Source organism: Hydrogenophaga flava NBRC 102514 (assembly GCF_001571145.1).
Lineage (GTDB): Bacteria > Pseudomonadota > Gammaproteobacteria > Burkholderiales > Burkholderiaceae_C > Hydrogenophaga > Hydrogenophaga flava.
This window is the reverse complement of record NZ_BCTF01000008.1, coordinates 57637-70451: the sequence shown is the minus strand read 5'-3', so window position 1 is coordinate 70451 and position 12815 is coordinate 57637. Positions and strand designations below refer to the sequence as shown.

Below are 12815 nucleotides of genomic sequence, written 5' to 3'. Positions count from 1 at the left end.
GCCTCGCGCGTTTGAACTTTTTCATTCGCCTGCGCAACAGGGTGCCTGCCCGAGCACCAGAACCAACCGTGATGTATCCAATGGTGCGATTGCAAGCTGCCCAAGACGTGGCGCCGGGGAGTGCTGCGTGACCGACTCAGTGACACCTGTTGCAGAGACCGGCCAGCCCTCGATGGCCCACATCTCCGCCCGCGCGAAGACCGGGACGATCTGGATCGTTTTTGCGTTTGGTGGCGGGCAGATTCTGCGGCTCGTATCGAACATCGCCCTGGCCGCGCTGCTGTTTGAAGAAGCCTTTGCCCTGATGGCCCTGGTGTCGGCGGTGATGCAGGGCCTGGCGATGTTCTCCGACATCGGGCTCAAGCCCAGCGTGGTGCAGAACCCCCGCGGCGACGAACCGGTGTTCCTGCAGACGGCGTGGACGCTGCAGGTCATGCGGGGCCTGGTGCTGTTCACCTGTGCCGTGGCGCTGGCCTGGCCGATGGCGCACATCTATGGCGCCAACGACCCGATGGCCCGCGAGCTGGTCTGGCTGATTCCGCTGGTGGCCTTCGGCGCCATCGCCGACGGCTTCCAGTCCTCGCGCATGCTCACCGCAGCGCGGCGGATGGACATCGCCGGCATGACCAAGATCGAGATTCTGGTGCAGGTGCTGAACGCGGTGCTGATGGTGGGGCTGGCCTGGTACCTGCGTTCGGTGTACGCGCTGGCCATCGCCGGGGTGGTCAGCAGTGGCCTGCGGGTCTGGCTGTCGTACGCGATGTTGTCGGGCATGACCGACCGGTTCCGGCTTGATCGGGACTCGGTGAAGGCGATCTTCGGTTTCGGCAAGTGGGTGTTCCTGAGTACGCTGATCTCGTTCCTGGCGCTTCAGATCGACCGCGTGCTGCTGGCGGCCATCTTCCCGCTGGCGGAGGTGGGCGTCTATTCCATCGCCACCAGCCTGTCGCTGATGGTGGCGGTGCTGGTGGGGACGCTGCAGTCCTCCATCGTGTTCCCCTGGTACTCGCGCATGCTGGAGCACGGGGTGCCCTTGCAGGAGGCCTTCCGGCGCACCCGCGTGCCACTGATGCTGGTGGTGACGTTTCTGGTGGTCCTGCTGGTGACCGGGGCCAGCAGCTTTTTCGATCTGGCCTACGACGACCGCTACGTCAAGGGGGGCGACTTTCTGCCGCTGCTGGCCATGGGGGTCTGGTTCAGCAGTCTCAGTGGCATCTACGGCGCGGCCTTCATGGCCATGGGCAAGCCGCAATGGATCGCCATGGTGAGCGCGGTCAAGGTGCTCTCGTTCCTGGCGTTCCTCGGGGTCTACCTCCAGTTCGACTACTCCATCGAGACAGCCGTGCTGGCCGTGCTGAGCGCCGAGGTGGTCACCGGGGCCACGAGCCAGTACCTGGGCTGGAAGCTGGGTCTGCGCAACCTGCGGATGGAAGGTCTGCTGCTGTTGCTGATGCTCGGCGCCTCGGGCCTCGGATGGTGGTTCGTGCACCACCTGCCCTGGGTGGCGGGCCAGCACCCGTTCGTGCGTCTGCTGCTGCTGGGGCTGGTGGAAGTGGCGGTGTTCGCGCCGCTGGGCCACCGCTTGGTGCTGCCCATGCTCCGGCGCTCGGTGTCCTGAGCCGTCCGACGCAGCATGGGGACCGATTTGCGCGCGCAGTCCGCCGGCCGCTGGCTCACCCGCCTGCGGGACCATCTGGTCTGGCGCTGGGGGCGTGTACGGCGGATACCGGGCCTGCTCGTCAACCTCTGGTTCGGCAATCTGTGGCACGACCATTGGCTCAGGCGCCAGGTGCTCATCACCGAAGGGGCCCTGGAGGCCACCCGGCACTGCGCGGTGTATGTCATGTACCCGCGCCTCGGACTGCAGGACTCCCACCTGGGCTCGCTGGCCTACCTGGCGCGCAAGGGCTTTGCGCCGCTGGTGGTCAGCAACTTGCCGCTCACGCTGCAGGAGCGCGAACGTCTGCAGCCCCTGTGCTGGCTGCTGGTGGAGCGGCCCAACTATGGCTACGACTTTGGCGCCTACCGCGAGGGCGTGCTGATGGCCCTTGACCAGCTGCCGGACCTCGATCAGCTGTCGCTGGTCAACGATTCCGCCTGGTTCCCGGTGCCAGCCTCGGCAGACTGGCTGGCGCAGGCCGAGCGGCTGGATGTGGACTTGGCGGGCGCGGTCTCCAACGACGGCTGGCTGGACTATCTGGCAGACCCCGGCCGCGGCCGGCCCTGGGTGCCGGATGAGGGCGCGCCGCATCTGCACTACTGCTCGTTCGCTCTGCTGTTCGGCGCGCGCATCCTGAAGGACCCGGGCTTTCGCAAATTCTGGCAGGGCCTGACGCTCACAGCCGACAAGCTGGAGACCATCCGCCGCGGCGAGGTCGGTCTGAGCCGCTGGGTCATTGATCGCGGCTACCGCCATGCCCAGACACTGGACCTCACCCGGTTCGATCAGCACTTGGAACGCATGGACGCCGACCAGTTGCGCGAACTGGCTGTGAACCTGGTGATCCCCGAGGACACCGCGCTGCGCGAAGAACAGCGGGCCCTGATCGGTCCGTCGGCTGCACCGGTCGATGCTGCAACGCTGCGCCGCTTCATTCTCTGGGCCACCATCGCCACCGGGCCGGCCTATGCCTTGCCGCACTGGTCATTGCCCGAACAGGGCTTCGGCTTTCTGAAGAAGTCGCCGATGTGGCTGAGCAGGCCCACGGCGCAGATCACGGTGTCTCTGATTGAGCGCTACGGCGATGCGTCCATGCTCGAAGAAGCCCGAAAGCTGGCAGGCGGGAGCAAGGCATGACGCTTCGCACACATCAGAACAAAGCGGTCGAGATCCGCTTCCAGTCGAGCGTCTCCTACGATGAGCCGTTCAGGGATCTGCTGCTGGATGTGGTGTTCGTCTCGCCCAGCCAGCGTGTGGTCGAGGTGCCAGCTTTCTGGGGTGGCGGGGACACCTGGTGTGTCCGCTACGCCAGTGCCGAGGCGGGCATCCACAGCTTCACCACCCGCTGCAGCGACGCGGGCAATGCGGGTCTGCATGGCCAGGTCGGTGCGGTGGAGGTCACGGCCTACCGCGGTGACAACCCGCTCTACCGGCACGGTGGCATCCGGGTCGCCGAGGACCGGCGGCACTTCTGCCACGCCGACGGCACGCCGTTCTTCTGGCTGGGCGACACCTGGTGGATGGGGCTGTGCGGACGCCTCTCCCGGCCGGATGATTTCCAGGCGCTGGCGCGCAACCGCAAGGAGTGTGGGTTCAACCTGATCCAGCTCGTCGCCGGTCTGCACCCGGACATGCCGCTGTTCGACGAACGGGGTCGCAGCGCCAGTGGCTTCAGCTGGGAGACCGACCTGAGCGGGATCAACCCGGCCTTTTTCGACGAGGCGGACCAGCGGGTGTTTCACCTGGTCGAGCAAGGTCTGGTGCCGTGCATTCTGGGCGCCTGGGGCTACTACCTGCCCATGATCGGCTTGGAGAACATGCAGCGGCACTGGCGCCACCTGATCGCGCGTTGGGGGGCGCTGCCCGTGGTGTGGGTGGCTGCCGGCGAGCAGACCATGCCGTGGTATCTGGAGGGACACCTGCAGAAGGACGCCTCCCGGGCCCGGCTGCGCACCGAATGGACCGAGGTGATCCGCGAGATGCGCCGCCTCAATGCTTTCGGCCGCATGATCTCCACGCACCCGATCACGAGCGCCCGCGAATCGGTCGCGGATGCGGGGTTGCTCGACTTCGAGATGCAGCAGACCGGTCACGGGCAGCCCACGCTGCACCACGCGCGGCGCGCGCAGGAGGGCTGGAGCGCGGGACCGGTCATGCCGGTGATCAGCGGAGAGTCCCGGTACGAGGCGCTGGACATCAACCCCACCGTCACAGCCCGCGACGTGCGCGAGGCGTTCTGGGCGCACGCGCTCAACAGCGGCCTGGCCGGGCACACCTATGGCGCCAACGGGATCTGGCAGGTCAACACGGAGCAGCGGCCGTTCGGCCCGTCGCCCTCCGGGTCCTGCTGGGGGAACCTGCCGTGGTCGCAGGCGATGCAGTTGCCCGGCGCCCGCCAGATCGGCCTGGCCCGGTCTTTTCTCGCTACCCTGCCATGGCACGACTTCGTGCCACTGCCGCCAGCCGAGGGGCGCCAGTCCTTCCTGCCGCGCAGCAGGCGCCTGCAGAGGCTGCTTCTGAAGCTCGGCTGGCGGCCCACGTCGCCAGCTCCCATCGCCGTGGGAGTGGCAGAAGCCCGCTCCACCTTGCTCGCCTACACGGTCGATAGCAAAGGCTTCGCGCTCGGCGTCCACCGGCTGACAGCGCCGCTCAAAGGTTGCTGGGTCGATCCGACCAACTTCGAGGCGCACCCCTTGCGCCTCGATCTGCGGGGTGGCCGGCTGCATGTGACGCCGCCGGCCAGGAACGCGGCCGGCGACAGCGACTGGCTGTTGCTGGTGCAGCCTGTCAGCGACGCGTTGGCCTGACGCGCCAGCATCGGGCCTTCGGATCACATCGGGCGAACGGTCTTTTTTCGCGTTCTTTGCGCCGCCGGGTTGTAAGCCGGGGCCCGGACGGGTAAGTTCGCCCGAGCTTGTCGTGGCGGCTTCATCGACCCGGATTCCAGTGAACACATCCAACGAACGAATCAACCTGGCGCAGGGTGCTCTGCGGGTGGCGCTGGTGTATGCCGCGTTTGCGGGTCTCTGGATTCTGCTTTCGGACCGCGCCATGGGCCTGCTGTGGCACGACCCTGATTCCCTCGTGCAGGCCAGCATGCTCAAAGGCTGGCTCTTCGTCCTGGTCACCACCCTGCTGCTGTATGTGCTGGTCCGTCGGCTGGTCGGGCGGCTGAACGCTTCCCATCGGCGGGAAAAGGCACAGGCCGAAGAAAAGGCCCAGGCCCTGGAGCTGCTGACCGCGATTGCCCAGAGCTCCAGCGACGCCATCTTCGCCAAGGACGAGCAGGGCCGCTATCTCCTGGTCAACGACGCTGCGTCCCGCTACATGGGGCGTCCTGCCAGCGCCTTGCTTGGCCAGGATGACGGGGCTGCTTTCCCGGTCGAACAGGCGGACCTGATCCGGGCCATCGACCGGCGGGTGCTGGCGTCAGGCCGCGTGGAGACCAACGAGGAGCGCCTCGACACGGCAGAGGGATCGAGGGTGTTTCTGGCCACCAAGGGACCGCTGCGCGATGCGCAGGGACACATCCGGGGCACCTTCGGCATCTCACGCGACATCACCGAACGCACACAGGCCAAGCAGCGGCTGATCGAGTCCGAGGCCCGCTACCGCTCGCTGTTCGAGAACATGAACACAGGCTTTGTGCTGTTCGAACTGGTGCAGGACGGGCAGGGCAGACCGGTTGATCTGGTGATTCTCGCCGCCAACCGGCATCTGGCCGAAGTCACGGGTCTGGACCTGGCACAGGTCACGGGGCAACGGCTGACGCAGGTTCTGCCGGGTATCGAGGACGACGAAGCGGACTGGATCGGCACCTACGGCCGGGTGGCCCTGACGGGCGAACCGCGGCAGTTCGAGCAGGGGTCCGAGCGGCTGGGCACTTTCTTATCGGTGTCCGCGTTTCGGGCGGGCGAGGGCCTCTGCGCGGTGACCTTTCTCGACATCAGTGGCCGGCGGGCCACGGAGATGGCCCTGCACGACAGCGAGGAACGGCTGCGCCTGGCCCTGGCTGCAGCCAGTCAGGGGTTGTACGACCTCAACCTGGACACCGGTGAAGCCACCGTAAGTCCTGAGTACGCAGCCATGCTCGGCTACGACCCCGCGGATTTCCGGGAGTCCCTTGCATCGTTGCGCGAACGGCTCCACCCCGATGACCAGGCCCGCATTCTCCGCTTGCTGGAGGACTACCTCGCGGGTCGCCAGGAGGCGTTCCGCGTCGAGTTCCGCCTGCGCACCCAGGACGGGCGCTGGAAGTGGATTCTGTCCCTGGGACAGATCGAGCAGCGGTCCGCGGACGGCAGGCCGCTGCGCATGCTGGGCACCCACACCGACATCGACGCGCTCAAGTCGGCCGAAGCCACGCTGCGGGAGATGAACACCACGCTGGAGGTCCGCGTCTCCGAGCGCACCGCCGAACTCAGCGCCGCCAACCGGGAACTGGAGACCTTCGCCTATGCGGTCTCCCACGACCTGCGCGCGCCATTGCGGGCGCTCAGCGGCTACTCGCAGGCACTGCAGGAGGATTTTGGAGGGACCCTGCCCGACCAGGCCAAGGTCTATCTGGATCGGATTCACCAGTCAGCCGCGCGCATGGGCCAGCTGATCGAAGGCATCCTGGCGCTGTCAAAAAGCAGCCGTGGGGAGCTGCGCCACGACCGGGTGGATCTCTCCGCGCTGGCCCGCCAGCGACTGACACAGCTGGCCGATGAGTCCGGTCGGCAGGTGCGCACCTTTGTCGAGGACGGGTTGGAGGTCACCGGTGACGAACGCATGCTGGCCTCGGTGATGACCAATCTGCTGGACAACGCCTGGAAGTACACCGGCTCAACGCCGGACCCAGAGATCCGTGTGTATGCGGGGGACCTCAATGGGCTGCATGGCATCTGCGTCTCGGACAACGGTGCGGGCTTCGACATGGCCCACGCGAACCGCCTGTTCCAACCGTTCCAGCGGCTGCACCGGGATGACCAGTTTCCCGGCATCGGCATCGGTCTGGCGACGGTGCAGCGCATCGTGCACCGCCACGGCGGTGAGCTCGCCACGTTCTGCATTGCGCTGCCGCAGGTGCCCACATCCCCAGTTTGATATCTGAACAAAGATGCGGCAGGTCCAGGCAACTGAAGACTTAAACGCACCTTAAGTCTTGCAACCTAGCATCGATGGGTTTGTCGGATTGACCCGACCCCTTCCCGAGGAGCGCATGGACATGTCCACCGTGGATCTGAGCGATCGTTTTGTGTTTGACGATCCCAAGTACCTTCAACTGGCTGCGGATAACGCGGATCGGTACGCCAATGGCGATCCTTTCCCCCACATCCACCTGGACAACTTTCTGCCACCGGATGTGGCCGAGGCCGTGCTGGCGGAGTTTCCGAAGCCCGCCGATATCGACTGGCACAACTACAACCGCCAGACCGAGATCAAGCTGGTGTGCGCGGACGAAACCCAGTTCGGCCCTGTGACCCGTCAGCTGTTCTACCAGTTCCACTCGATCCCGTTCCTGCAATTCCTCGAGAAACTCACCGGCATCGACAATCTGATTCCCGACCCGCTGTTGCGCGGGGGCGGCCTGCACCAGATCCGTCGCGGAGGCCTGCTGAAGCTGCACGCCGACTTCAACAAGCACGACAGCACCTTCCTGGATCGCCGCATCAACGTCCTGCTGTACCTGAACAAGGACTGGAAAGAGGAGTACGGTGGCTACCTCGAGCTGTGGGACAAGGACACCAAGTTCTGCGGCGACAAGATCCTGCCGGTGTTCAACCGCCTGGCGATCTTCACCACCACCAGCGACTCCTTCCACGGTCATCCAGATCCCCTGAACTGTCCGGAAGACATGACCCGCAAGTCCCTGGCGCTCTATTACTACACCAACGGGCGTCCGAAAGGCGAAGCGGACGGCATCCACACCACGATCTTCAAGTCGCGGCCGGAGGAGAGCTTCTCCGGCGTGATGTGGCGCCTGGGCCAGGATTTCGCGCCTCCGGTGCTCTGGCGCACGGCGCGCCGCGTGCGCGAGCGCTACTTCAAGCGCACGATCCAGAAGCGGGGCTGAGCGGCCAGAATTCCAGTAGAAAGGGCGCCCTCGTGGCGCCCTTTCTACTGATCTGTCCCCGCTGCAGGTGGTGTGGCACCAGCCACAACCGGATCAGGGACTGGCGGCGTCCGGACTGCTCAGTGGCACCCGGCGTGCACCATTGAACCGGGTCTGCCAGTAAGCCACACGCATGTCTTCCACACGCACCGCACCTCCGGCGCGTGGGGCGTGGATGAACTTGCCTTCGCCCAGGTAGATGCCGACATGGCTGAACGCGCGTCTCATGGTGTTGAAGAAGACCAGGTCGCCGGGCTTGAGGTCGCTGCGGTCAATGACCTCCGTGGCAGCGGCCTGCTGGTCGGCCCGGCGGGGAAGGATCTTGCCGAAGGATTGTTCATAGACCGCCCGGACGAGACCGCTGCAGTCGAAGCCGGTGTCCACGCTGTTGCCGCCATAGCGGTAGGGCACACCCAGGAACCCCATGGCGCGCACCACCAGATCGGATGCGCGTTCTCCCATGTCGCTTCTGGCCTGTTGGAGCTGTGAACCCAGTCGGGCCATCACACCGCGCTCCTCCAGCATTCGCACCATCTCGTCGGGCTCTTGGTCGCTCGGGGCGGCCTGGCACAAGGCACATCCCATGAGAAGAGCAGCGACAAAAATAACACGCATCGGCGCAGCTTACGCGAAGCCTTGCTTCGAAGTCAAGCGAGGTTTGTTACCAAGCTCTTTGATTCTGTTGAATTTTTCGACAACTACGGTCCAAGCGACGTTGGGTAATCCGGCGTGGTGACTCACTTGGTGTTCACCCAAAAAACCAATCGTCAAGCCACTGGAATGATTTCGCCCTACTAAAACATCAGCAGTTGATGCATCTGTGTTTATAAAAATGAACTGCGTTCATATAATCAAACAATCTGCAGAGAAATATATCGCCCAGCCATGTCCGTCAAATTTGATGCAATCACCCCGGTCCTGACGCCCGAACAGCTTCGCCAGCAGCAGCAGCGCATGGCCGATCGCCAGGCGCGGCAGCAGCGTTTTGGTGATGAGCGGCGGCAACAGTTGCTGGATGTGGCATGGGCGCTGTGGCAGGAGTCTGGCGGACAGGGCTTCAACATGCGGCAGTTGGCACAGTGTGCTGGCTACACCGCCGGGGCGCTTTACGCCTACTTCCCGGGACGGGAGGCAATCCTGTCTGCGCTGCAGCAACGCGTCGTGCAGGAGTTGGCGGATCTGGTGTCCGGCATCAAGGCACCGCGCGGTGAGCGCACCGCCCGGCCACGCAGGGACGGCGGTCCGGTGTCGTCGGTGCAGGCGGTGCAGGCGCGAACCTTGTTTATCGAGCGCTCGGTGGCTTGGTGGGCCTGGCTGGCGGGCGACACCCAACGGTTGGAGCTGGTTTTGCACGGCGGACACGGTCTTCAGGACGCTGCGGGCGAGGCGGGTGGATCGGCTTCGGTGTTGTTGGCGCGCCTGGCGGAAGCGCTGCAGCCCTGCCTGGAGACCCTCCAGGCCTGTGGGCTGGCGCCAGATACTGCCCAGCAGTTGCACGACGAGGTGCTGGCCTACGGGCTGGGACTGCTGGTGCTGCAAGGCCCCAAGCGGGGAGAGGGGCGGGCGCTGATGGAGTCGCGTTTTGTCCAGAGCCTCCAGCGATGGATGGATCTGGCCTTGGCCGCTACGCAGCAGGAGGCGGATGAAGCGGGGCAGGGCGATCTCTTCTCTGCGTGACCGCGCTGCGCCTGTTTGTCACAATCGCCCACTCGGTTTGTGCAGTCCGCACGAACAGTCTCAGGATTTTTTCATGCTGCTCGAAGCTTCCGATTCCCAACTCGTTCTGGTCGACTACCAGGAGCGCCTGATGGCGGCGTTGCCGGAGCGCGAGTCGGTGTTGGTCAATGCGCGCCGGCTGGCCCAGGCGGCCCGGCGCCTGCGTGTGCCCGTGTGGGGAACCGAGCAGAACCCCTCCAAGCTGGGACCGAACGATCCGGGCCTGCGCGACCTCTGTCAGCGCACGATTTCCAAGATGCACTTCAGCGCCGTTCCCGATGGTCTGCTGGAATGCCTGCGCCCTGCGGCCAAGGGTGGTAACGCCCGCAGCCTTCCCAAGCATCTGCAGAAGCCGGCTGCCGCGGCCCATCCGCGGAACACCGTGGTGCTGGCGGGATGTGAGGCTCATGTCTGCCTGCTCCAGACGGCGCTGGATCTGGTGGAGGAGGAAGTGGATGTGTGGGTGGTCACCGATGCCTGCGCCTCGCGCACCGAGCGCAACCGGGATGCGGCCTTCGACCGGCTGGCGGGCACGGGGTGTGAGCTCGTGACCACCGAGATGGTGTTGTTCGAGTGGTTGCGTTCGGCCGACCGCCCGGATTTCCGCGAGATTCAGGCGCTGATCAAATAAGGTTGAAAGATGGCGGGCGCAGGGGCCTGCCATCGTCTTGTCAGACTCCAGAAAGTCTCAGATTCATAATTATGAATTCAGTTTGATCCACCACCCAGGAGACTCATATGGGCAACCCGCAGGGCTTTGAGGCCTTTCATCAGCGCTCGATCACCGACCGCGACGCTTTCTGGGCCGAGCAGGCGCAGCTGGTGGATTGGCACAAACCGTTTGATCGGGTCTGCAACTACGACAACCCGCCGTTCGCGCGCTGGTTCGAGGGTGGCCTGACCAACCTCTGCCACAACGCGGTCGATCGCCACCTCAAGGACCGGCCGGACCAGAACGCGCTGATCTTCGTGTCGACCGAGACTGGCATCGAAAAGACCTACAGCTTCCGGGAGCTGCACACCGAGGTGCAGCGCATGGCCGCGATCCTCCAGGCGCAGGGCGTCAAGAAGGGTGACCGGGTGCTGATCTACATGCCCATGATTCCCGAGGCTGCGTTTGCCATGCTGGCCTGCGTGCGCATTGGTGCGATCCACTCGGTCGTGTTCGGCGGCTTCGCCAGCCACTCCCTGGCCAGCCGCATCGAGGACGCCTCGCCGGTGGCCATTGTGAGTGCCGATGCCGGCTCGCGCGGCGGCAAGGTGGTGGAATACAAGCCGCTGCTGGACGAGGCCATCCGGCTGTCGTCGCACAAGCCGGGCAAGGTCGTGATGGTCAACCGGGGTCTGGCAGCGTTGTCGGCAGTTGAGGGGCGCGACGTCGACTATGCGACCGAGCGCGCCAAGGTGATGGATGTCATCGTGCCCTGCGAATGGGTCGACGCCACGCACCCGAGCTACACCCTCTACACCAGTGGCACCACCGGCAAGCCCAAGGGTGTGCAGCGCGACACCGGCGGCTACACCGTGGCCCTGGCCGCGTCCATGAAGCATATCTATATGGGTGAGCCCGGCGAGACCTATTTCTCCACTAGCGACATCGGCTGGGTGGTCGGCCACAGTTACATCATCTACGGCCCCCTGATCGGCGGCATGGCGACCATCATGTACGAAGGTCTGCCGATCCGCCCGGACGCTGGCGTCTGGTGGAGCCTGGTCGAAAAGTACAAGGTATCGGTGATGTTCAGTGCACCGACGGCGGTGCGCGTGCTCAAGAAGTACGACTCGTCCTTCATCAAGAAGTACGACTTGTCGTCGCTCAAGGCACTGTTCCTGGCTGGCGAGCCACTGGACGAGCCGACCGCCAAGTGGATTTCCGACGAGCTGGGCAAGCCCATCGTCGACAACTACTGGCAGACCGAAACCGGCTGGCCTATCTTGGCGATCTGCAACGGCGTCGAGACGGCGCCGAGCAAGTTCGGTTCGCCCGGCAAGGCGGTCTATGGCTACAACGTCAAGCTGCTGGACGACCAGACCGGCGAAGAGCTGCAGGGCGGTGACGTCAAGGGTGTGGTTGCGGTTGAGGGGCCGCTGCCCCCGGGCTGCATGCAGACCATTTGGGGCGACGACGCGCGCTTCGTCAAGACCTACTGGTCCAGCGTACCGGGGCGGCAGGTCTACAGCACCTTCGACTGGGGCATCCGCGACAAGGATGGCTACTACTTCATCCTAGGCCGCACCGATGATGTGATCAACGTCGCCGGCCACCGTCTGGGCACCCGTGAGATCGAAGAGAGCATCTCCAGCCACCCGAAGATCGCCGAGGTGGCGGTGGTGGGTGTTGCCGACCAGCTCAAAGGTCAGGTGGCAATGGCGTTCGCCGTTCTTAAGGACGCCGCGCTGCTGGGTGACGAGACGGCACTGCTCAAGCTTGAGGGTGAGGTCATGAAGCTGGTGGACGAGCAGCTCGGGGCGGTAGCGCGTCCGGCCCGCGTGCGCTTCGTAGGCGTGCCGCCCAAGACTCGCAGCGGCAAGCTGCTGCGTCGCGCGATTCAGGCGGTATGCGAAGGGCGTGATCCGGGAGATCTGACCACGATGGACGACCCGGCTGCCCTGCAGCAGATCAAGGACATGCAGGTCTGAGAGCTGCGCGGCTGATAGACGGCGCCTCAGGGCGCTGTTTTTTTGAACCCCCTGGTGTATGCGGGCATTGGGTTTGATGGGGCTTGTCAGTATCATGAATGCTTATATTGACAACCTCGCGGAAAGCCATGGAACAAATGATCGGGGCGGATGCCCAAATCGAGAAAGTCCGGGTGTTCGAACTGGCGGCCGAATTGTTCGGTGTGCTGGCCACTCCGATGCGGTTGCGCATCCTCAGCGCGCTCTGCGACAAGGAAAAATCGGTTTCGCAGTTGTTGCAGGAAATCCAGACCACTCAGCCCAACCTGTCCCAGCACCTGAATCTGCTGTACCGCGCCGGCGTCCTGGCCAAGCGCAAGGAGGGCACGCAGGTGATCTACCGGGTTCAGAGCGAGAAGGCGGTGACCCTGTGCCGCACGGTGTGCACCCAGATCGCCATCGAGATGGACGAGCCCAGCGCTGTGCCGGCGTCCGAGCGGCTGTCACCGCGTGTGGGCTCCTGAAGCCCGCGTTTAAAACACGGCGCTTTCTTCACCGGCAAGCAACACTGCGTGCCGTTTTCCTGAACTGCTGCGAACATCCCCGGCATTTCATTTGCCGGCAGGTGCTCGCGGTGGCACAATCTCAGGCTGCAGTCAGGTCCTTCCAAAGTCACTGTCGCATCCGCCAACCGGTTCAGCCGTGTCGCGGAAGGTTGTTTTA

10 protein-coding genes are annotated in these 12815 nt (G+C 64.7%); 9 read left to right on the top strand and 1 reads right to left on the bottom strand.

Going from position 1 to position 12815, the window contains the following annotated elements:
• The first annotated feature begins 127 nt into the window (after window positions 1-127).
• The 5 genes from HFL01S_RS08895 to HFL01S_RS08875 all read left to right on the top strand — a co-directional run bounded on the left by HFL01S_RS08895 (window position 128) and on the right by HFL01S_RS08875 (window position 7718).
• A complete protein-coding gene (locus HFL01S_RS08895; protein WP_157538813.1) occupies window positions 128-1618 on the top strand; it encodes an oligosaccharide flippase family protein in 1491 nt (496 codons plus the stop codon).
• 15 nt (window positions 1619-1633) lie between these two features.
• On the top strand, window positions 1634-2797 hold the full coding sequence (locus tag HFL01S_RS08890) for a rhamnan synthesis F family protein (RefSeq protein WP_066257523.1): 1164 nt from the start codon (window positions 1634-1636) through the stop codon (window positions 2795-2797).
• Entirely contained in the window at window positions 2794-4467 is a 1674-nt protein-coding gene (locus HFL01S_RS08885) for a glycoside hydrolase family 140 protein (RefSeq protein WP_066257522.1), read from the top strand. Before HFL01S_RS08890 ends, HFL01S_RS08885 begins: the two co-directional genes overlap by 4 nt.
• 139 nt (window positions 4468-4606) lie before the next feature.
• Window positions 4607-6748, top strand: a complete 2142-nt coding sequence (locus HFL01S_RS08880) for a PAS domain S-box protein (RefSeq protein ID WP_066257520.1) — start codon at window positions 4607-4609, stop codon at window positions 6746-6748.
• Between the two features lie 121 nt (window positions 6749-6869).
• Window positions 6870-7718 carry a 2OG-Fe(II) oxygenase gene (locus HFL01S_RS08875; protein ID WP_066257739.1) on the top strand — a complete coding sequence of 283 codons (849 nt, stop codon included), beginning with the start codon at window positions 6870-6872 and terminating at the stop codon, window positions 7716-7718.
• Window positions 7719-7811: 93 nt separating this feature from the next.
• On the opposite strand, the gene HFL01S_RS08870 is transcribed toward HFL01S_RS08875, so the two are convergent.
• Entirely contained in the window at window positions 7812-8372 is a 561-nt protein-coding gene (locus HFL01S_RS08870; RefSeq protein ID WP_084383175.1) for a C40 family peptidase, read from the bottom strand.
• 270 nt (window positions 8373-8642) lie between these two features.
• Between HFL01S_RS08870 and HFL01S_RS08865 the strand changes: the two genes are divergently transcribed.
• From HFL01S_RS08865 to HFL01S_RS08850, 4 genes are all read left to right on the top strand, one after another.
• Window positions 8643-9434 carry a TetR/AcrR family transcriptional regulator gene (locus HFL01S_RS08865; protein WP_066257518.1) on the top strand — a complete coding sequence of 264 codons (792 nt, stop codon included), beginning with the start codon at window positions 8643-8645 and terminating at the stop codon, window positions 9432-9434.
• Window positions 9435-9507: 73 nt separating this feature from the next.
• Window positions 9508-10104, top strand: coding sequence for an isochorismatase family protein (locus tag HFL01S_RS08860; protein ID WP_066257516.1), 597 nt, complete (start codon window positions 9508-9510; stop codon window positions 10102-10104).
• Between the two features lie 107 nt (window positions 10105-10211).
• Entirely contained in the window at window positions 10212-12113 is a 1902-nt protein-coding gene (locus HFL01S_RS08855) for a propionate--CoA ligase (RefSeq protein ID WP_066257513.1), read from the top strand.
• Between the two features lie 128 nt (window positions 12114-12241).
• The gene (locus tag HFL01S_RS08850) at window positions 12242-12616 is read left to right on the top strand and encodes an ArsR/SmtB family transcription factor (protein WP_066257512.1); all 375 of its coding nucleotides are present in this window, start codon (window positions 12242-12244) and stop codon (window positions 12614-12616) included.
• Window positions 12617-12815: the final 199 nt, after the last annotated feature.